This window comes from Achromobacter sp. 10T422 (assembly GCF_056394065.1).
This window is the reverse complement of the sequence record NZ_JBFTHD010000015.1, coordinates 52,609-72,244: the sequence shown is the minus strand read 5'-3', so window position 1 is coordinate 72,244 and position 19,636 is coordinate 52,609. Positions and strand designations below refer to the sequence as shown.

The window sequence follows — 19,636 nt, the reverse complement described above, 5'->3', positions numbered from 1 at the left end:
TTCGCGTTGACGGGTAGCCCGCGTCGCCGGGCGATTAATGGCCGGCCCGAGTCTACGCAAACTGTCAGATCGCAGACCCCACCACCACCAAGAATCAGACGATTACCAAACCCAGCGGCGCAAACCCGCACGTTGACGCCGCTTCAAACCAATTTCACAGATGGCCATCAATATTTCAGACTGCAAATTCTCACTTCAAAATGCAGCCCGGCATCGTCCTTGAAGACTCGAGCAACGCCCCGCCTCAACCGGCTGCCAACATCACAAGGCTTTATCATCAACCCCGTAGCGACTCTGCGGCCGCGCTCCAGCGCCGCGTTTTTGCCTTGATCGTAGAGGAGATTTATTAGTGGTTCGATCCGCAACGACAGCATCCCATTCTTTCCCGCCCCTGCACCATGCCGCCCATTTTTGGCGGCGACGACGGGAAAGGCCCTGGCTGGCGGCGTTGTTGCTGGCGGTGATGCTGAGTTGCTTGTCGGTCGTGTGGCAGGCGCAAGCCGTGGCGGCGAATCCGTTGCAGCCGCAGCAGCCTGCCGCGGCAGCGACCGCGCTGACGCCCGCCGCGTTGGCGGATCTGCTGGAGAACCCCGAGGCGCGCAAGGCGCTGGTCGATGAATTGCGGGCGCAGGCATCTGGGGCCAAGCCCGCGCCTTCCCGCGCTGCCGCTGCGGCCGAGCCGCCCAAGAAAGCAGAAGCGCCGGGGCTACAGGAACGCATGGCGGATGGCGTGCAGCGCTTTCTAACCGGTGTGGCCGCGGACATGGGCCAGGGCGTGGACGACATGAGCGCGCTGGCATCGGGACGCAGCTTGCGCATGGACAGCGGCACCGCAAGCCGCGCGCTGATGCCCTTGTTGCTGGCCGCCGTCGCCACAATCATCGCCTTCATTCTGCTGCGCATGATCGCGATGCGCATCTACACGCGCATTGACCGCTGGGTGGCMGAGCATGGCTGCGAGACTGAAGCGGCGTCGGATGCTCGCGCGCCTGGAGCGATGCCAGACCCTGCGGCCACGCCCGTGCTTGCGCCCGCGTCCGTGCCCCCGATCATGACGACGGCTGCGCCACGCCCACCGTCCAAGCGCCGCTCACCCGCCTCCATGCGCGTGCTGGCGCGGCGCGCGGGCGCCATCATCGGCGCGGTGGCTATCGATGCGGGCGTCGTGCTGCTGGCTGCCATGGCGGGCGGCGCGGCCGCGTTGTGGAGCACGCCCGGACGCGGCACGCTCGACTCGCTGGCCTCCGTGTTCCTGCAAGCCTTCGTGGCGGTGGAAATCGTAAAAGTGCTGATCCGCACGGTGTTCGCCGTGCGCCATCCGCATCTGCGCCTGTTGCCCATGTCCGATGAACTGGCCAAGTACTGGAATGCGTGGCTGGTTCGCGTGGTTGCGGCGGCCGGTTACGGCACGCTGCTGATCGACCCCGTCATGTCCGCCGCGCTGTCGCCCGCGCTGGGGCGGCTGGCCAGCATGGTCATCATGCTGGCGGTGTACGTGTACGCCGTGCGCGTCATCTGGCAGAACCGCCATGCGGTGCGCGATCGTATGAACCGCCACGCCGCCACGGCGGCCACGTTCCTGGGGTCGCGGCTGCACTTTCTGTCGCGCATCTGGCACGTGCTGGGCATTGGCTACTTCACCATCCTGCTCATCGTCAGCCAGATCGACCCGCTGAACGCGCTGCCCTTCATGGCGCGTGCGACGGCGCAGACGCTGCTGGTCATCGGCGTGGGCAGCTTGTTGATTCTGCTGCTGAACACCGTGCTGTCCAAGCCTATCCGTTTGTCGGATGACCTGCGGCGGCGCCTGCCGCTGCTGGAAGCGCGCGTCAACGCCTACGTGCCGGCCATTCTGAAAGTGGTCGGCTGGATCATCCGCATTGTGGTTGTGCTGCTGATTCTGGATGCGTGGCATGCGTTCGACTTGTCGCGCTGGCTAGCCTCGGATGCGGGCGGCGCAGCCATCAGGATGGTGGTGAACATCGCCATCGTGCTGTTGATCGCGGCGTTGGCCTGGACGGTCATCGCCAGCGTCATCGAGCACCGCCTGAGCCAGAGCGAGGGGCGCGGCATGCCCACCGCGCGCGAGCGCACGCTGCTGGCGCTGTTCCGCAACGCCGCGCTGATCGTCATTGTGACGATGACGTTGATGGTGCTGCTGTCGCAGATCGGCATCGACGTCGGGCCACTGATTGCAGGCGCGGGCGTCGTGGGTCTTGCCATTGGTTTCGGCGCGCAGAAGCTGGTGCAGGACATCATCACCGGTGTCTTCATCCAGCTTGAAAACGGCATGAACGAAAACGACGTGGTGCAAGTTGCGGGCGTGTTCGGCACGGTGGAGAAGATGACCATCCGCTCGGTAGGCATCCGCACGCTGGACGGCGGGTATCACCTGGTGCCGTTCTCGTCGGTGGATGTGGTGGCCAACCACATGCGCGATTTCTCGTATCACTTGGGTGAATACACCATCGCACATCGCGAAAGCGTGGACGACGCCATCGAGCATCTGCGCGCGGCGTTTGCCGAGCTGATGACCGACTCGGTGCTGGGGCCTGAAATCCTGGAAGAGATGACGGTGGCCGGCGTCACGGCTGTCAACGACAAGGGCGTGACCATCCGCATCCTGATCAAGACCACGCCCGGCATGCAATGGGCCGTGCAGCGCGGCTACAACCGGCTGTTGAAGAAGCACTTCGACGCCGCCGGCATCGAGCTGCCCTACCCGCACACGGTGGTGTATTTCGGGCAAGACAAGCGGGGTTACGCGCCGCCCGCCAACGTGACCTTGCAGCCCGACAGCCCCGACGAAGGCGAGTACGCCCGCGCTGCGGGCCACACGCGCCGCCGCCTGAAGCCGGAAGCCAGCAACGACGATTCTTCCGAGGTGCTGGGCAACGAGCTCGAGGCGCGCGAAGAGGCGGAGGCAGACCCGGCGCGGACCTAAGCCGCCCAGATGGCGCTACCGCTCATTCCGATGGGCGAGCGCCATCTGCACAACGCGCGCCGCCAGTCGATTCGCACATCGGCTTCACGCACGCTCAGGAAAAGCGGTCAGGCGACGCCGCTTGCGCCCACTCACACATGCGCATAATTCATTGATTTATGAATTAATACCATTTTTATTCATAGATCAAGCATCCTACGATGGCAGCACTCTATCAATCGACAGGATGGTCGTCGTGGCACGTTTTCATAATCTGGGTTTCCCCCGTATCGGCGCAAAGCGCGAATTGAAGTTCGCCCTTGAATCGTATTGGAAGGGGCTTTCAAGCCGCGACGACCTCAAGGCCGCGGGCGCCGAGCAGCGCAAGATCAACTGGGCGCTGCAATCGGCGCTGGATCTGGCGCCGGTGGGCGACTTCGCCTTTTATGACCAGGTGCTGGACATGAGCTTCACGCTGGGCAACCTGCCCAGCCGCGTCCAAGGCTTCCATGGGGACGTGCTGGACAACTATTTCCGCGTGGCCCGTGGCCGTTCGGCGCAAGGCGCCGAAGCGCACGCCGGCTGCTGCGGCGGCGTTGCCGCAGGCGAAATGACCAAGTGGTTCGACACCAACTACCACTACATCGTCCCGGAATTCAAGGCGGATACCGCGTTCAATCTGGACGCCTCGCGCCTGCTGGAGCAACTGGCCGAAGCCCGCGCGCAAGGCGTGAAAGCCAAGCCCGTCATCATCGGCCCGGTGACCTATCTTGCTTTGGGCAAGGCCAAGGATGATTCCGACAAGCTGGCGCTGCTGGATCGCCTGCTGCCGGTGTACGTGGAACTGCTGGCCAAGCTGGCCGCGGAAGGCGTCGAGTGGGTGCAAATCGACGAGCCCATCCTGGTGACGGAACTGGAAGCCGGCTGGGACGCCGCGTTCAAGAAGGCCTATCAGGCGCTGAACACGGGCAAGGTCAAGCTGCTGCTGGCCACCTACTTCGGCCAGCTGCAAAGCAACTTGCCGCTAGTTGCCAGCCTGCCGGTGCAAGGCGTGCACCTGGACGCCATCAATGCCCGCGACGAAGTCGATGCGCTGATCCGCGCCCTGCCCGCGCAAAGCGTGGTGTCGCTGGGCGTGATCAACGGCCGCAACATCTGGAAGACCGACCTGACCGCCGTGCTGAACTGGCTGGAACCGGTTGCCAAGCAACTGGGCGATCGCCTGTGGGTCGCGCCGTCGTGCTCGCTGCTGCATGTGCCGGTGGATCTGGACAGCGAACAAAAGCTGGATGGCGAGATCAAGTCGTGGCTGTCRTACGCCAAGCAAAAGCTCGCCGAACTGTCGGTGCTGGCCACCGCATTGAAGCAAGGCCGCGACGCCGTGCGAGCCGAACTGGCCGCCAATGCCGCCGCCGTTGACGCGCGCCGCCACTCGCCGCGCGTGAACAATCCTGCGGTCAAGGCCGCCATTGCCAAACTGGACGCCAAGCTGGGCCAGCGCAAGAACCCCTACGAAGTACGCGCCGCCAAGCAAGCCGAACTGCTGAAGCTGCCGGCGTTCCCCACCACCACCATCGGCTCGTTCCCGCAGACCGCTGAAATTCGCCACGCTCGCAGCGAATTCAAGGCAGGCCGCCTGGACGCCGCCGCCTACAAGACCGCCATGCAGGCTGAAATTGCCCGCTGCGTGAAGGAACAGGAAGCGCTGGACTTGGACGTGTTCGTGCACGGCGAAGCCGAGCGCAACGACATGGTCGAATACTTCGGCGAGCAGCTCGAAGGCTATGCCTTCAGCCAGTTCGGCTGGGTGCAATCGTATGGGTCGCGCTGCGTGAAGCCGCCGATTCTGTTTGGCGACATCAGCCGTCCGAAGGCCATGACGGTTGAGTGGATCAAGTACGCGCAATCGCTGACCACGAAGCCCATGAAGGGCATGCTGACCGGCCCCGTCACCATCCTGAACTGGTCGTTCGTGCGTGACGATCAGCCGCGTTCGGTGTCGTGCTACCAGCTGGCGCTGGCCATCCGCGAAGAAGTGCTGGACTTGGAAAAGGCCGGCATCAACGTGATCCAGATCGACGAAGCCGCCCTGCGCGAAGGCTTGCCGCTGCGCAAGGCGCAATGGCAGGAATACCTGGACTGGGCCGTGGAATCGTTCCGCATCACCGCCAACGGCGTGACGGACGACACGCAGATCCACACCCACATGTGCTATTCGGAGTTCAACGACATCATCAAGTCGATTGCCGACATGGATGCGGACGTGATTACCATCGAGACCAGCCGTTCGGACATGGAACTGCTGGACGCGTTCAAGAGCTTCGAGTACCCCAACGAAATCGGCCCGGGCGTGTATGACATCCATTCGCCGAACATTCCGAACGAGGAATACATGGTGAAGCTGATGAAGCTGGCGGCCGAACGCGTGCCGGCGGAACGCCTGTGGGTGAACCCGGACTGCGGCCTGAAGACCCGCCAATGGAGCGAAGTGCTGCCGGCGCTGACGAACATGGTGCAGGCGGCCAAGGCGCTGCGCGCCGCAGCGAACTGATCGCACACGCGGCTTGGCAGACGTGAAAACCCCCAAGGCTTTGCGGCCTTGGGGTTTTTTTTGTGCATCCGCACTTATCCCTCGGGCTTATTCGCCAGCCGCGCTTAGCGCTATCAGCTTCGACATCGTGTTGAAGTTGCGCGTGGTGGCGGCCACCTTCAGCTTTCGTTCGATGAAATTGTTGTTGGCCTTCAGATCGCTGTATTTCGTGGCGCACAACACATAGGCCATGTCCCCCACCACTTGCACCTGATCCGGCGCGTGGCTCAGCCCGTGAAACGACGACAGCATGGCGCCTTCCGGTTGGGAGGCAAGCAGCGTGAAGTACAGCTTGGCGGGGTCTTCCCGCTTGAACGGGTTGTTTTCCAGCGCATCGATCAAATGGGACGGCGGCCGGGCCAAGACCTTGATATCGCCGCCAAACTGCTCGTGGATGACGCGATGCACCAGGTCTTCAACGGACGCCTGACCCAGCTTGGTGGACGCAATGACGTTGCCGCTTTGGATGTATGTGCGCACATTGTGCAAGCCCGCCGCTTCCAGCGCCGCACGCAGCGGCGCCATCAGCACCTTGTTCTTTCCCGTTGGCATTACGCCGCGCAACAGAATGATCGTTGTCTTCATGGTCCGGCATCTGGGCAAATTGCGATGCCGGGCAGCATAGTTGGTTTCTGTTATTTCTGTCTTGACAGAAATAACAGAAACCTCCTACAGTGGCTTCCATGACACTCACACCCATCGCCGAACGATTCATCCTGCACTGGGGCGAAATGGGTTCGCGCTGGGGCGTGAACCGCACGGTCGCCCAGATCCACGCCCTGCTCTATCTGCTGGGCCGCCCCGTTCCCGCTGAAGAAATTGCCGACACGCTGGGCGTTGCGCGCTCGAACGTCAGCAACAGCCTGAAGGAGTTGCAGGCGTGGCGGCTGGCGCGCGTGGTGCATGTAATGGAAGACCGGCGCGACCACTTTGAAACGTCGACCGATATCTGGGAGCTGTTCAAGCTCATCGTCGAAGGCCGCCGGCAACGCGAGATCGACCCCACGCTGACCATGCTGCGCGATAGCCTGGCCAGCCCCGAAATCGAAAACGAAAGCCGCGCCACCGAGCAACGCGTGCGCGAGACGCTGGAATTCCTGGAAATCCTGACGACGTGGTCGGACGAGATGCTGCGTATGAAACCCGAAACCTTGATGAAGACGCTGGGCATGGGCGCGAAAATCAGCAAGACCATGCGGCGCGGCAAGGCGTAGCCACCCAGGGCGCGTGAAAAGCCGCGCCCTTTTTTTGATCTGCTATTTCTGTCTGTACAGAAATTGCAGAAACCGAAGAATCTTTAAATCCGCATTCTTCACCTGCATTCTTCACCTGCATTCATAACCGCCATGAACGGCTTACTCCAACAAGGCAACGGCATGAACATCCTGGTTTGCGGCGCCCGCGGTTTTGTAGGACGTGCCCTATGCGAGGCGTTGGCGCGCGACGGCCACCGCGTGCTGAAAGGCGTGCGCGTGCCAACCGGGCCGGACGAAATCGCCATCGACTACATGGCGGACACCGCCCCGGCCGCCTGGACGGATCGGCTGCGCGGCATTCATGTGGTCATCAACGCCGTTGGCATCCTGATTGAAAGCGCCCATGCCACGTTTGACAACGTCCACCAGCGCGCGCCCATTGCCTTGTTCGATGCCGCCCAGCGCGCGGGCGTCCGGCACATCGTGCAACTGTCGGCGCTGGGCGCCGAGCATGGCGATACGCCCTACTTCCAAAGCAAGCGCGCCGCCGACGATTATTTGCAGTCGCTGCCCATCGCGCACCACATCCTGCGGCCGGCGCTGGTGTATGGCGTAGACGGCGCATCGGCGCGATTCTTCCGGGCGCTGTCAACCATGCCTGTGCATCTGCTGCCCGGCGGCGGTCACCAGACGCTGCGTCCGATCCATGTGAATGAACTGGCCGAGATCGTCGTCCGCTTGCTGCGTGGCGATGCTGACGGCCCGGCCGTGCTCGACTTGGTCGGCGGCACCGAGGTGGCGTTTCGCCAGATGCTGGCGGCGTACCGGGCATCCATGGGGTTCGCGCCCGCATCGCAGGTGCCCGTGCCAGCCTGGCTGGTGTCAACCGGCGCGGTGTTGCTGAACCGGCTTCCCGGCTCTTTGCTGACGCGCGACACCTGGCGAATGCTGCGCGCCGGCAACACCGCCGACGCCGCCACCACCACTCACGCATTGGGCCGCCCGCCCGCCGGCATTGAATCCTTCATCGCGCCTGCCGATGCGCTGGCGCTGCGCCACCAGGCGCTGGCGGCCTGGCGCCCCGGCCTGCTGCGCGGCGCGCTGGCGCTGATCTGGTTTTGGACGGCGATATGCAGCGCCTGGCTCTATCCCGTTGCGGGCAGCGTGAAGCTGCTGGAACCGGTCGGCCTGCATGGCGGCGCGGCGGTAGCGGCGTTGTATCTGGCGGCCGGGTTGGACTTCGCCTTCGGCGTGGCCACGCTCTGGTGGCCCGGCCGGCGCCTGTGGGCCGCGCAGCTGGCGCTGGTGCTGGGGTACACGGCCGTGATCGCCGTCGCCTTGCCCGAATTCCTGTTGCACCCGTTCGGCCCGGTCCTGAAAAACGCCGCCGTCGTCGCGCTGCTCTTCATTCTGCTTACCGAGGAACCCAAGCCATGAACCCGTACCTGACCATCAAGACCCTGCACATTCTCTCGTCGGTGCTGCTCGTGGGCACGGGCTTTGGCACGGCGTTCTATCTGTTCTTCGCCAACCGCACCGGCAACATCCCGGCAATCAGCGCGGTGTCGAAACTGGTGGTTCGCGCCGACCTGTGGTTCACCACGCCCGCCGTCGTCATCCAGCCCTTGTCGGGGTTGTGGCTGGCGCATGCGGCCGGCTGGCAATGGAACACGCCCTGGATCTTGGTGTCGATTGCGCTGTATCTGCTGGCGGGCGTGTGCTGGCTGCCGGTGGTGTGGCTGCAATACGAAATGGCCAAGATGGCGGGCGCTGCGCACACGGCCGGCGATACGGCGCTGCCCGCACGCTACTGGCGCTTTGCGCGGTGGTGGGAAGGCCTGGGCTACCCGGCGTTCCTGGCGATGGTGGCCGTGTATTTCCTGATGGTGTTCAAGCCCGCGCTGTAGGTTTCAAAGGCCCCCCGAGTTTTCCCCAACGTCCTTGGGCATGTCGCATTTGGGACGGGCGCACTGTCGCATCCGGGTTTGGCCCCTGCCACATGCATCCCTAGACTTTGCATCTGCCGTGAACGACACAGGCAGCAAATACAAGGGGAAACATGCAAACCACCGACTACGAGCGCCTGGACGGCCTTGCGCTGGCCGACTTGCTCGAGCGCGGCGAGGCCACGTCCGCCGAGCTCATGGATTGCGCCATCGCATTGGCCGAAGCGCGCAATCCCACGCTTAACGCCATCACCTACCCGCGCTACGACGAATCGCGCCGCATCGCGGCAGACTGGACTCCACGCGGCCCGTTTCGCGGCATTCCCTTTCTGCTGAAGGACTCCGGCTTCGCCCACCAGCGGTTTCCGTCCAGCATCGGCTCGGCGTTGTTCAACGACACCACCTACTCGTACGCCGCCACCGTCGCCAACCGATTCGAAGCGGCGGGCTTCATCCCGTTTGCGCGCACGACCGTGCCGGAACTGTGCATGGCCGGCACTACCGAGGCCGTGCGCAACGGCAGCGCCACGTTGAACCCTTGGGACCGCACACGCTCGGCGGGTGGCTCCAGCGGTGGCGCGGCAGCGGCCGTGGCGGCGCGCATCGTACCGGTGGCGCACGGCAGCGACGGCGGCGGCTCCATCCGCATTCCGGCCGCCTGCTGCGGCGTGTTCGGATTGAAGGCATCGCGGGGCCGCGTGCCGATGGGGCCAATGCGCGGCGAAGGATGGGCCGGCATGTCGACAGATGGCGTGCTAAGCATTTCCGTGCGCGACACGGCCGCAGCGCTGGATAGCATCGACGCCTACGAGCCCGGCGCGCCGTATGGCTCGCCGCCCAAGCCGCGTTCGTTCATCGATGCGGTACGCGAACAAGCCGTTCGGCCGCTGCGCGTGGGCATCCTGCGCAACGGCTGGAATGGCATCACGATTGCGCCGGAGTGCGACGCCGCCGTCACGCATACCGCAACGCTGCTTGAGCGCCTGGGGCACAAGGTGTTCGAAGCGCCCTTGCCCGTCATCGACTACGACGGCTTCGTCCATGCGCACGGCAGCATCCTGGCCAGCAACATCGTCGTGGCCGTGGACGCGCGCCTGAAGCTGCTTGGCCGCGCGTTGCGCGATGGCGACCTTGAATCCGTCATTCTCGACGGCTATCACGTCGGCAAGGGGCTCGACGCCGTGGCGTACATCGACGCGGTATCACGCCTGCATGCCGTGGGGCGCGCGTTTGCCGCGGCGATGGCTGACGTGGATGTGCTGCTGACGCCGACGCTGGCGCAGCTTCCCTGCAAGCTCGACTACCTGGCATTGAACACGTCCGACGGTCTGGGTTTTCGCGATTACCGGGCGCGTGCCGCAACGTATTCCACCTTTCTTCCCGTCATCAATGGCGCGGGATTGCCCGCCGCCAGCCTGCCGCTGTCGTGGACGGCCAACGGCTTGCCCGTCGCCACGCAGTTGATCGGCCATTTCGGGCGTGAAGACATCGTGCTTGAACTCTCGGCGCAGCTTGAGCGCCTGGCCCCGTGGGCCGCACGCAGACCGCAGTTCGGCTGATCGGCAAGGCTCGCCGCCGAGCCTTGCCCCGTTTCGCCTGATTCACCCTCACCTTGAAGGTATCGGTATGAAAAAATTGAATCCCGGCCTGGGACGCGTCCGCGCGCCCGCCGCGTTTGCCCCCGCCTTGTTTTGCGCCGCCGCACTGACGGCAACGCTTGCGCCCATCAGCACGCTGCACGCCGAAACGACCGCCAAGATCGTCATGCAGGCGCCCTTGCGCGTGATCGACCCCATCCTGACCAACGCCTACATCACCCGCAACCACGGCTACATGGTGTTCGACACGCTGTTCGCGCTGGACGCCAATGGCAAGCCGCAGCCGGAAATGGTGGAAAGCTGGCAGGAAAGCCCCGACCGGCTGACCGTTACGCTGACGTTGCGCCCAAACCTGAAGTTCCATGATGGCTCACCGGTCACGGGTGAAGACGTCGTGGCCTCGCTCAAGCGCTGGGCCGAACGCGATGTGCTGGGCCTGCGCCTGATGGCCGCCACCCGCAGCCTGGAAAGCCCCGATGCCACGACCATCGTGTTCCACCTCAAGCAGCCGTTCGGCATGCTGATCGACGCCTTGGCCAAGCCCGCGTCGCCCGTGCCGTTCATCATGCCCAAGCGCATCGCGTCCGTGCCGGTCTCGCAGACGATCACCGAAGTGATCGGCTCGGGTCCGTACAAGTTCGTGGCGGCGGACTTCCAGCCCGGCGTGAAAGCGACCTACGTGAAGTTCACGGACTATGTGCCGCGCAAGGAACCGGCCAGCGGGTTCGCCGGCGCCAAGGCCGCCGTCGTTGACCGGCTGGAACTGGTCAACATCTCTGACTCGCAGACCGCCGTGAACGCGCTGCGCCGCGGCGAGATCGACTTTGTTGAAGACGTGCCGCCCGATCTTCTGCCGCAGCTGGCGGACGCGAAGGGCGTGGCGCTGAAGTCCTATGGCGACAGCACGAACATTTTCACGATGCGCATGAACTGGCTGCAACCGCCCTTTGACAACGTGAAGGTGCGCCGCGCTGTGCTCGCCGCCGTGTATCAAGGCGACTATCTTGCCGCGCAGATTGGCGACGAGAAGATGGTCAAGCTGTGCGGCGCGGTGCTGAGCTGCAATTCGCCCTACGCGTCAGAGGACGGCGCCACGCAAACCAAAGAGCCTGACCTGGCGCACGCCAAGGCGCTGTTGAAAGACAGCGGTTACGACGGCAGCAAGGTCGTGATTCTGCATCCGACCGACCTGCCCGTGCTGGCCAGCCTGGCGTCCGTCACCGCGCAGGCGTTGAAGACCATCGGCATGAACGTCGAAATCCAGTCCATGGACTGGGCGACCTTGTTGTCGCGCTATTCGAAGAAAGACCCGGTGGCAGAAGGTGGCTGGAGCATCTTCCAGACGGGTTTCACCAGCCTGGACCTGATGAACCCGCTGACCAATCCCAACCTGGATGGGCGCGGCACGGCGGGTTATGTCGGCTGGTCCAAGAGCGAACAGATGGAAAAGCTGCGTGACCAATTTGCGGAAACGGACGACCCGGCCCGCAGAAAGGACATCGCCCTGCAAATTCAGAAGCTCAACTACGACCAGGTGTTCTTCATTCCGCTGGGCACGTATTCCAAGATGAAGGGCTAGAACGCCGCCAAGCTGGGACGCATGACGGACGCGCAGATCCCGCTGTTCTGGTAGCACGCCATGATTGAACTCATCCTTAAGCGCCTGTTGGCGGCGATTCCGGTGATGCTCATCGTGGCCACGGTGGTGTTTCTGATGCTGCGCATGGCGCCGGGCGACCCCGCCCGCGTCATTGCGGGCGACATGGCAAGCGAAGCGTCCATCGCGCAAATCCGCACAGAGATGGGCCTGGACCAGTCCATCGGCACGCAATACCTGCGCTGGATGGGCGCGCTGGTGCAAGGGGATCTGGGCCATTCGATCCAATCCAAGCAGCCCGTCACCACGCTCATCAAGGCGCGGCTGGGCCCGACGTTCTCGCTGGCCGCGTGGGCCATCCTGCTGACCATCGCCACGGCGATACCGTTGGGGGTGCTGGCGGCATGGCGGCATCGGGGCCTGGCGGATCGCGGCATCATGGCTGGCGCGGTGCTGGCGTTTTCTGTGCCGGCGTTCGTCGTGGCGTACCTGTTGATTCTGGTGTTCTCGGTGAAGCTCAACTGGCTGCCGGTGCAGGGCTATTCGCCGCTTGCCGATGGCGTGGGCCGGTATGCGCAGCACCTGCTGCTGCCCACCGTAACGCTGGCGATGGTGTTTGTGGCGCTGATCACGCGCATCACGCGGGCCAGCCTGCTGGATGTGCTGGGCGAAGACTTTGTGCGCACGGCGCGGGCCAAGGGCGTCACCGAACGCTTTGTGCTGTTTCGCCATGCGTTGCGCAATGCCGCGATTCCCATCGTCACCATCGTGGGCGTGGCGCTGACCACGCTGATCAGCGGCGTGGTGGTCACCGAAACCATCTTCAACATCGCGGGCGTGGGCCGGCTGATCGTTGACTCGGTGCTGGCCCGTGACTACCCCGTGGTGCAGGGAACCATTCTGTTCTTCTCGTTCATCTACGTGTTCGTCAATCTGCTGATCGACATGGCCTACGTCGTGCTTGATCCCCGTATCCGCTACTGACCCGCGGACGATCCGGAGTTATCTGATGTCAACCTCTCCCGCCTCTGCCCTGCCCGCCGCGCCGCCGCCTTCGCGCTGGCGTCAAGCTGCAAGCGCCGTCATCCACGACCCCGTCATGCTCGGCTCGTTGCTGCTGCTGTTGCTGCTGGTAGCGCTCACCGTCGGCGCGCCGCTGCTGGCGTCCCATGACCCCGGCGCACTGACGCCGCGCGCACGGCTTCAGGGCTCGTCCGATGTGTATTGGCTGGGCACGGACTCGCTGGGCCGCGACCTGCTGTCGCGCGTGCTGTATGGCGGCCGCCTGTCGATCACGCTGGCGGCGCTGGTCAGCCTCATTGCGATTGTCGCGGGGCTCGTCATCGGCTTGGCCGCGGGCTATGTGCGGCGGCTGGACGCGCCCGTCATGCGGTTGATGGACGGCATCATGGCCATTCCCGGCCTGCTGCTGGCGGTGGCCATGGTGGCGCTGGGCGGCGCCAACATCGTCACGATGGTTATCGCCATTTCTATCCCCGAGATTCCGCGCGTGGCGCGGCTGGTGCGCAGCGTCGTGTTGTCGGTGCGTGAAGAACCTTACGTCGAAGCCTCGATCGGTTCCGGCACGCCGGCGCTCAAGGTGTTGTGGCGGCACATTCTGCCCAGCACCATCAACCCGCTGGTGGTGCAAGCCACCTTCGTCTGCGCCGCGGCCATCCTGACCGAAGCCGTGCTGGGATTTCTTGGGCTGGGCTTTCCGCCCGAGATTCCCAGCCTGGGCAGCATCATTGCCGAAGGCCGCCCGTTCTTTCAGCGCGCGCCATGGATTGTGCTGGTGCCGGGCGTGTTCCTGGCCCTGCTGATCCTGGCCGTCAACATGTTCGGCGACGCGCTGCGCGACCGCCTTGACCCCCGTCTTTCACGCAAAACCAAGAGCTGACGCCATGAACCCAGCAACCCGGCCGCAAGCCATGCCGTCCGCCTCGCCCATCCTGGACATTCGCAGCCTGAAGGTGCGTCTGCCCGGTGGCGGTGACCGCCGCTATGCCGTGGACGACGTGTCGTTCACCGTCCATGCGCGTGAAATCGTCTGCATCGTGGGCGAATCCGGCTCGGGCAAATCCGTGACCTCCAGCGCCGTCATGGGCTTGTTGCCCAAGGGCGTGCTGACGCTGGAAAGCGGCCAAATCCTGCTGGCCGGCCGCGACATCACGCACGCCGGACGCGACGAATTGCAAAAGCTGCGCGGCAACCGCATGGCCATGATCTTCCAGGAGCCGATGACGGCGCTGAACCCGCTGATGCGCGTCGGCGACCAAATTGCAGAGGTGTTCGAGTTCCATGCCAAGGGGCTCAGCCGCGACGCCGTCGCCCGCCGCGTGCTGGACCTGCTCTCCGACGTGCGGCTACCGCACCCCGAAAAGCTTCAGTATGCGTATCCGCATCAGTTGTCGGGCGGCCAGCGCCAACGCGTGATGATCGCGATGGCGCTCGTGATGGAGCCGGGCCTGATCATCGCCGACGAACCCACCACCGCGCTGGACGTGACTTCGCAGGCGCAGGTGCTGCGATTGCTGAACGACCTGCGTGGCCGCCACGACAACGGCGTGCTGTTCATCACGCACGATTTCGACGTGGTGTCCGAAATTGCAGACCGGGTCATCGTGATGCAGGCAGGCCGCATCGTTGAACAAGGCGCGGCTGCCGATGTGCTGGAACGCCCCCAGCACCCCTACACGCAGCGCTTGCTGGCCGCGCGCCCCCGGGGAGATTTCCGCGCCCAGGCATTGCCCGCCTCCGACCCGCCCGTGCTGGAAGTGCGCGACCTGACGCTGCGCTTCGAAACCAAATCGATGTTCAAGTCGAAGCGCCGCCGCGTCGATGCGCTGGGCGGCGTGTCGCTGCAACTGGCGCGCGGCGAAACGTTGGGCATTGTGGGCGAATCGGGTTCCGGCAAGACCACGCTGGGCCGGTGCCTGGCCCGCTTCGCCACGCCGACCTCGGGTGAGATTTTCATTGACGGCAACGCCGTGGGAAAACTGGGCGCGCGCGAGGCGCGCAGCTATCGCAAGCGCGTGCAGATGGTGTTCCAGGACCCGTTCCGTTCTTTCAACCCGCGCCGCAAGGTGGGCCGCACGCTGGCCGAAGGCCCGCTGAATTTTGGCGCGGACCCCAGGCAGGTCCATGCCCGCATGCTCGACATGCTGGCGCTGGTCAGCATGGATGCGAGTGCGCTGGATCGCTTTCCCCACGAGTTCTCGGGCGGGCAACGGCAGCGCTTGTCGATCGCGCGGGCGCTCATGATGGAACCGGAAATTCTGATTGCCGACGAAGCGGTCTCGGCCCTGGATGTGTCGGTGCAGGCGCAGATTCTGGACTTGCTTGAATCGATTCGCGAACGGCTGGGCGTGAGCATCCTGTTCATCACGCACGACCTGCGTGTGGCGGCGCGGCTATGCCATCGCATTGCGGTGATGCAGCGGGGCAAGGTGGTAGAGATTGGGGCTGCGCGTGATGTGTTCCTGCGGCCGTCGTGCGACTACACGCGCGAGCTCGTCGCATCCATTCCGGGCCACGCGTCACCCCAGCCCGCCACGGCGGTTTAGGTTTCCACCGCGCGCAGCAGCCTGCCCAAGTGTCCGCTACTGGAAAATCCCAATTCGGCGCTGACTCTCGCAACCGGTTCGCCCATTGCGATCCGTTGCCGCGCGGCCTGCGCCAGCACCTTGCGGCGCAAGGCGATGGGGGATTGGCCATAGGCGTCCAGGCAGGCCCGCTGCAAGGTGCGAGTGGTGGCGCCAAGCGCGTTGGCGGATTCGGCGATGGCCGGCAAGGGTTGGCCCTCTTCCAGCCGGGCGCGCAGCAGCTCCATCCATTGCCGCGCCAAGGGCAACGGCGCCTGCAACGCGCGGGTTTGGGCTTGTTGGCGGTGGCTGGCGTCAAGCTGGGCGATCAAGGCTTCGACCAGCATGGGCAGCGCCGACGCCGACAACGCGGGTTTCCACAGCGCATCCAGCATGGCCTGCGCCGCGCCGTCCAGCTGCAGGACGCCCCCCGCCTGACAAGCGCGCAACAGTTCCGGAGCCAGATAAAGTTCGCCGTGCTGCTGCGCGACGCTCTCGGCGCGCGTGCTGTGTTCGACGTGAGACGGCAGCAGCAGCGCCTGGCCACGAACCAGACGGCACCGGCGGCGCGCCCCTTCTTCATCTTGCCAAGCGCTATCCAGCGCGCCTGCGCGCGGCCACAGCAGCATGGCGCAGTCGTGCTCGTGCCAGTGAAAGGCGTAGCGCGGCTGGCGGCTGGCCGCCAGGGCGAAGCCAGTCTGGGCGATCAGATCCTGTTTGGAAGAAAGCGGGACGGAACGCGTCATGAGGGGCGTGCGGGGCGTGATGTTCGCCAGCGGGATTCCCGGCGGCGGCAAGAAATAGGCGTTTGGCCAGTATCCGCGCACGGCGGCTTTGACGCAAGCCCGCCGCCCGCGCCGCGTTCGGGCTGTCGCATGCGGGATCAGCCGCTGTCGCGTGGTGGTTCGCCGCCGGGCCGGCGGCTCCCTACGATCGGGTCATTCAATCCATTACATACAAGGGGAATTTCATGAATCGCGCACTGCCGTCCGCATTGCTATCCGCCGCCCTGCTGCTCTTGCCTGCCGCCCACGCGGGGGCCGAATCCGCGTGGCCTGACAAACCGATCACCCTTATCGTGCCCTTCCCCGCGGGCGGCGGAACGGATCTGGTGGTGCGGACGTTGCAACCGGCGCTGACGCGTCAACTGCAGCAGACCGTGATCATCCAGAACGCGGGCGGCGCGGGAGGCACGGTGGGTTCGGGCCAGGCCGCCCGCGCCAAGCCCGACGGCTACACCGCGCTGGCCGTCACAACCAGCACCACGGCGCTAAGCGCCAACCTGTACAAGAACCTGCCGTACCGCCCGGAGAAGGACTTCGACTACATCGGCTTCATCGGCACGTCGCCCTATGTGCTGGCGGCGCAGCCGGCGCTGAAGGCCAGCACGCTGCCCGCGCTGATCGATGCGCTGAAGGCACGCCGCAGCGGCACGTATGCATCGGTGGGCGCGGGCACCGTGTCGCATCTGCTGGGCGAGATGTTCAAGAAAGACAAGCAGCTGGACCTGACGCATGTGCCGTATCGCGGCGCGGCGCCCGCCTATACGGATTTGATCGGCGGCCAGGTCGACATCATGTTCGACAACCCCGTGGGCCTGGCGCCCTTCGTGCAGAGCGGCAAGCTGATTGCCGTGGCCACCACCCAGGCCACCCCCATCCTGCCGAACGTGCCGACCTTCGCCGCCCAGGGCATGCCGACGTATACGCAGTCGCTCTGGTATGGCCTGGCCTTTCCCAAAGGCACGCCGCCCGCCATCGTGGAAAAAATGAATCTTGCGCTGAACACCGTGCTGCGCGATCCGGCCATCGCCGCAGACCTGGCGGCTAAGGGCGTGGATGTGCGCCCCGACACGGCCGAGGCCTTGAGCCGCACCGTCTCTCACGACCTCGCCTTCTGGGGCGAGCTCATCACCACTACCGGAGTCCAGTTTGACTGACCTTCACCCCCCTCGCCCCCCTGCCCCACCGCCTGCCGGCGAGGCGGCCTTGCTACGCGTGTTCGTTGACCCCGCCCAGGCGGCGCAAGGCGGCAACCCCGTGCCGCTGGTGCTTGACGCGGAAGGCATGGCGGCCAGCGACATGCAGGCGCTGGCGGCGCATCACGGCCATGAGTCATCGTTTGTGGTGCCGGCCGAGCGCGAAGGCCATTTGTGCCGGCTGCGCTTTTTCGTGCCGGGCCATGAAATGGAAATGTGCGGCCACGCCACCGTGGGCACGCTGTGGGCGCTGCGCCAATGGGGCTATTGGACGACGCCGTCTGCGCGCGTGCAGACGCTGAGCGGCAGCGTGGACATTGAATGGGATAGCGCCCGCGACCGCGCCTGGGTCTCGCAGCCCGCCGTCACCACGTCCGAACTGACGGCAGAGCAATACCGCGCGATTGCGGCGGTGCTGCGTATTGATCCCGATCTGCCGGGCCTGCACATGATCAACGCCAGCACCAGCCGCGTGAAGACGCTGATCCGGTTGCCCAGCGTGGCGGCGCTGAACGCCTTGGCGCCTGACTTCAGCGCGGTGCGTGAGGTATGCGAAACCATCGAATCGACCGGCCTGTATCCCTACGCGCTGAGCGACGACGGCGCCAGCGCGCGGCAATTTCCCAAGGCATCCGGCTACCCCGAAGACGCCGCCACCGGCATCGCGGCAGCAGCTTTGTGGGGCTACTTGAACAAGACCGGCAGCGTGCCAGCGAGTGAGGTCTACACAGTGCGCCAGGGCGTGGCGATGGGGTCGCCCTCTGCCATCCAGCTGCGTGCGCGCGGCGACGCGCAGGGCTGTTGGCTAAGCGGCGTCACGCAGTGGATGTGAGGTAAACAAGAAGGGCGTCGAAGGGTAACTGCTACCCCGCGACGCCCTTGCGTTGACGCAGTTTCCACTACGCCGTTTTCTTCGCCCGCTCAAGCTGCAAATCATCCGCGCTCTCGGCCGCCTCGGCCTCCACGGACGCCAGCGACTTGTTGGCGTGCTTGGCGCGGTAATCGGCCAGGAACTTGGCGATGCGGGCAACCGCCTCGCGCAAGTCCGTCTCGTGCGGCAGGAACACAATGCGGAAGTGATCCGGGCGCGACCAGTTAAAGCCCGTGCCTTGCACCAGCATCACCCGCGTCACTTCCAGCAGTTGCAGGAAGAATTGGCGGTCGTCCTCAATGGGATAGATCTCGGGGTCCAGCCGCGGGAACATGTACAGCGCGGCTTGCGGCTTGACGCAGGTCACCCCTGGAATGGCGGTGATCAGCTCGTAAGCCAGGTCGCGCTGACGGCGCAGACGGCCGCCTTCGCACACCAGGTCATTGATGCTTTGGTAGCCGCCCAGCGCGGTCTGGATGGCCCACTGCCCCGGCACGTTGGCGCACAGACGCATGTTGGCCAGCATGTCCAGGCCTTCGATGTAGTCGCGGGCGGCGCGCTTGTCGCCCGAAACCACCAGCCAGCCGGCGCGGTAGCCGCAAGCGCGATAGCTCTTGGACAGCGAGTTGAAGGTCAGCGTCAGCACGTCGGTGGACAGGCTAGCCATCGCGGTGTGCGTGGCGTCGTCGTACAGGACCTTGTCGTAGACCTCGTCCGCCAGAATCACCAGCCCGTGCTCGCGCGCGATGGCGATGATTTCTTGCAGCACGTGATCGGGGTAGATCACGCCGGTCGGGTTGTTCGGGTTGATGACCACGATGCCCTTGGTGCGCGGCGTGATCTTGGCGCGGATGTCGTTCAGATCCGGAATCCAGCCGTTGGCCTCGTCGCACAGATAGTGCACGGGCGTGCCGCCCGACAGGCTCGTCACCGCCGTCCACAGCGGGTAGTCGGGCGCGGGCAGCAGCAGCTCATCGCCATCGTCCAGCAGCGCGTTGGTGGCCATCGCGATCAGGTCGGACGCGCCGTTGCCCAAATAGATATCTTCCAGCGTCACGCCTTCCACGCCTTGCGCCTGCGTGTAGTGCATGACCGCCTTGCGCGCGGCGAAGATGCCCTTGCTGTCCGAATAACCCGCCGAGTTCGGCAAGTTGCGGATCATGTCCTGCTGGACTTCCTCGGGGGCATCGAAACCAAACACAGCCAGATTGCCGATGTTCAGCTTGATGAGCTTTTGGCCTTCGTCCTCCATTTGCTTGGCCCGATCCATGATGGGGCCGCGAATGTCGTACAGGACGTGAGCCAGCTTGCTCGATTTGCTAATGGTCTTCATGAACGGAGTTCCGTGGAATG

The 19,636-nt window shown here is 64.7% G+C and carries 15 protein-coding genes; 12 read left to right on the top strand and 3 right to left on the bottom strand.

The window, feature by feature from the left end; translation table 11 throughout:
* Positions 1-463 precede the first annotated feature (463 nt).
* Both AC1DB0_RS29240 and metE read left to right on the top strand, forming a co-directional pair.
* Positions 464-2,944, top strand: coding sequence for a mechanosensitive ion channel domain-containing protein (locus tag AC1DB0_RS29240; protein ID WP_476758065.1), 2,481 nt, complete (start codon positions 464-466; stop codon positions 2,942-2,944).
* Between the two features lie 226 nt (positions 2,945-3,170).
* Entirely contained in the window at positions 3,171-5,474 is a 2,304-nt protein-coding gene (metE, locus tag AC1DB0_RS29235; protein ID WP_476758066.1) for a 5-methyltetrahydropteroyltriglutamate--homocysteine S-methyltransferase, read from the top strand.
* Between the two features lie 87 nt (positions 5,475-5,561).
* Here metE and AC1DB0_RS29230 read toward each other — a convergent pair whose 3' ends face one another.
* Entirely contained in the window at positions 5,562-6,098 is a 537-nt protein-coding gene (locus tag AC1DB0_RS29230; protein ID WP_476758067.1) for a DUF1697 domain-containing protein, read from the bottom strand.
* Positions 6,099-6,196: 98 nt separating this feature from the next.
* Here AC1DB0_RS29230 and AC1DB0_RS29225 point away from each other — a divergent pair, with 98 nt between their 5' ends.
* The 8 genes from AC1DB0_RS29225 to AC1DB0_RS29190 all read left to right on the top strand — a co-directional run bounded on the left by AC1DB0_RS29225 (position 6,197) and on the right by AC1DB0_RS29190 (position 15,416).
* Entirely contained in the window at positions 6,197-6,727 is a 531-nt protein-coding gene (locus tag AC1DB0_RS29225; RefSeq protein ID WP_175170225.1) for a GbsR/MarR family transcriptional regulator, read from the top strand.
* Between the two features lie 162 nt (positions 6,728-6,889).
* The gene (locus AC1DB0_RS29220; RefSeq protein ID WP_476758184.1) at positions 6,890-8,146 is read left to right on the top strand and encodes an SDR family oxidoreductase; all 1,257 of its coding nucleotides are present in this window, start codon (positions 6,890-6,892) and stop codon (positions 8,144-8,146) included.
* Positions 8,143-8,616 carry a DUF2269 family protein gene (locus AC1DB0_RS29215; protein WP_476758068.1) on the top strand — a complete coding sequence of 158 codons (474 nt, stop codon included), beginning with the start codon at positions 8,143-8,145 and terminating at the stop codon, positions 8,614-8,616. The genes AC1DB0_RS29220 and AC1DB0_RS29215 overlap by 4 nt, the downstream gene beginning before the upstream one ends.
* 152 nt (positions 8,617-8,768) lie before the next feature.
* Positions 8,769-10,214, top strand: a complete 1,446-nt coding sequence (locus tag AC1DB0_RS29210; RefSeq protein ID WP_476758069.1) for an amidase — start codon at positions 8,769-8,771, stop codon at positions 10,212-10,214.
* Between the two features lie 67 nt (positions 10,215-10,281).
* Positions 10,282-11,832, top strand: a complete 1,551-nt coding sequence (locus tag AC1DB0_RS29205) for an ABC transporter substrate-binding protein (protein ID WP_476758070.1) — start codon at positions 10,282-10,284, stop codon at positions 11,830-11,832.
* 60 nt (positions 11,833-11,892) lie between these two features.
* The gene (locus AC1DB0_RS29200; RefSeq protein ID WP_054423042.1) at positions 11,893-12,834 is read left to right on the top strand and encodes an ABC transporter permease; all 942 of its coding nucleotides are present in this window, start codon (positions 11,893-11,895) and stop codon (positions 12,832-12,834) included.
* A gap of 25 nt (positions 12,835-12,859) precedes the next feature.
* Entirely contained in the window at positions 12,860-13,750 is an 891-nt protein-coding gene (locus AC1DB0_RS29195) for an ABC transporter permease (RefSeq protein WP_082387052.1), read from the top strand.
* Between the two features lie 4 nt (positions 13,751-13,754).
* Positions 13,755-15,416, top strand: a complete 1,662-nt coding sequence (locus tag AC1DB0_RS29190; protein ID WP_082387053.1) for an ABC transporter ATP-binding protein — start codon at positions 13,755-13,757, stop codon at positions 15,414-15,416.
* Here the strand turns inward: AC1DB0_RS29190 and AC1DB0_RS29185 are convergent.
* A complete protein-coding gene (locus AC1DB0_RS29185) occupies positions 15,413-16,180 on the bottom strand; it encodes an AraC family transcriptional regulator (protein WP_054423349.1) in 768 nt (255 codons plus the stop codon). The two genes, AC1DB0_RS29190 and AC1DB0_RS29185, sit on opposite strands and share 4 nt — an antisense overlap.
* 224 nt (positions 16,181-16,404) lie before the next feature.
* Between AC1DB0_RS29185 and AC1DB0_RS29180 the strand changes: the two genes are divergently transcribed.
* Together AC1DB0_RS29180 and AC1DB0_RS29175 are read left to right on the top strand one after the other, a co-directional pair.
* On the top strand, positions 16,405-17,373 hold the full coding sequence (locus AC1DB0_RS29180; protein ID WP_476758071.1) for a Bug family tripartite tricarboxylate transporter substrate binding protein: 969 nt from the start codon (positions 16,405-16,407) through the stop codon (positions 17,371-17,373).
* Entirely contained in the window at positions 17,366-18,244 is an 879-nt protein-coding gene (locus AC1DB0_RS29175; protein ID WP_476758072.1) for a PhzF family phenazine biosynthesis protein, read from the top strand. The genes AC1DB0_RS29180 and AC1DB0_RS29175 overlap by 8 nt, the downstream gene beginning before the upstream one ends.
* A gap of 67 nt (positions 18,245-18,311) precedes the next feature.
* On the opposite strand, the gene AC1DB0_RS29170 is transcribed toward AC1DB0_RS29175, so the two are convergent.
* Positions 18,312-19,616: a pyridoxal phosphate-dependent aminotransferase gene (locus tag AC1DB0_RS29170; RefSeq protein WP_054423050.1), complete on the bottom strand. Its 1,305-nt coding sequence runs from the start codon at positions 19,614-19,616 to the stop codon at positions 18,312-18,314.
* Between the last annotated feature and the right edge of the window lie 20 nt (positions 19,617-19,636).

Coding starts and splice junctions, on each gene's coding strand:
- AC1DB0_RS29230 (WP_476758067.1), bottom strand. CDS start 6,098: ATGAAGACAACGATCATTCTGTTGCGCGGCGTAATGCCAACGGGAAAG.
- AC1DB0_RS29225 (WP_175170225.1), top strand. CDS start 6,197: ATGACACTCACACCCATCGCCGAACGATTCATCCTGCACTGGGGCGAA.
- AC1DB0_RS29220 (WP_476758184.1), top strand. CDS start 6,890: ATGAACATCCTGGTTTGCGGCGCCCGCGGTTTTGTAGGACGTGCCCTA.
- AC1DB0_RS29215 (WP_476758068.1), top strand. CDS start 8,143: ATGAACCCGTACCTGACCATCAAGACCCTGCACATTCTCTCGTCGGTG.
- AC1DB0_RS29210 (WP_476758069.1), top strand. CDS start 8,769: ATGCAAACCACCGACTACGAGCGCCTGGACGGCCTTGCGCTGGCCGAC.
- AC1DB0_RS29205 (WP_476758070.1), top strand. CDS start 10,282: ATGAAAAAATTGAATCCCGGCCTGGGACGCGTCCGCGCGCCCGCCGCG.
- AC1DB0_RS29200 (WP_054423042.1), top strand. CDS start 11,893: ATGATTGAACTCATCCTTAAGCGCCTGTTGGCGGCGATTCCGGTGATG.
- AC1DB0_RS29195 (WP_082387052.1), top strand. CDS start 12,860: ATGTCAACCTCTCCCGCCTCTGCCCTGCCCGCCGCGCCGCCGCCTTCG.
- AC1DB0_RS29190 (WP_082387053.1), top strand. CDS start 13,755: ATGAACCCAGCAACCCGGCCGCAAGCCATGCCGTCCGCCTCGCCCATC.
- AC1DB0_RS29185 (WP_054423349.1), bottom strand. CDS start 16,180: ATGACGCGTTCCGTCCCGCTTTCTTCCAAACAGGATCTGATCGCCCAG.
- AC1DB0_RS29180 (WP_476758071.1), top strand. CDS start 16,405: ATGAATCGCGCACTGCCGTCCGCATTGCTATCCGCCGCCCTGCTGCTC.
- AC1DB0_RS29170 (WP_054423050.1), bottom strand. CDS start 19,616: ATGAAGACCATTAGCAAATCGAGCAAGCTGGCTCACGTCCTGTACGAC.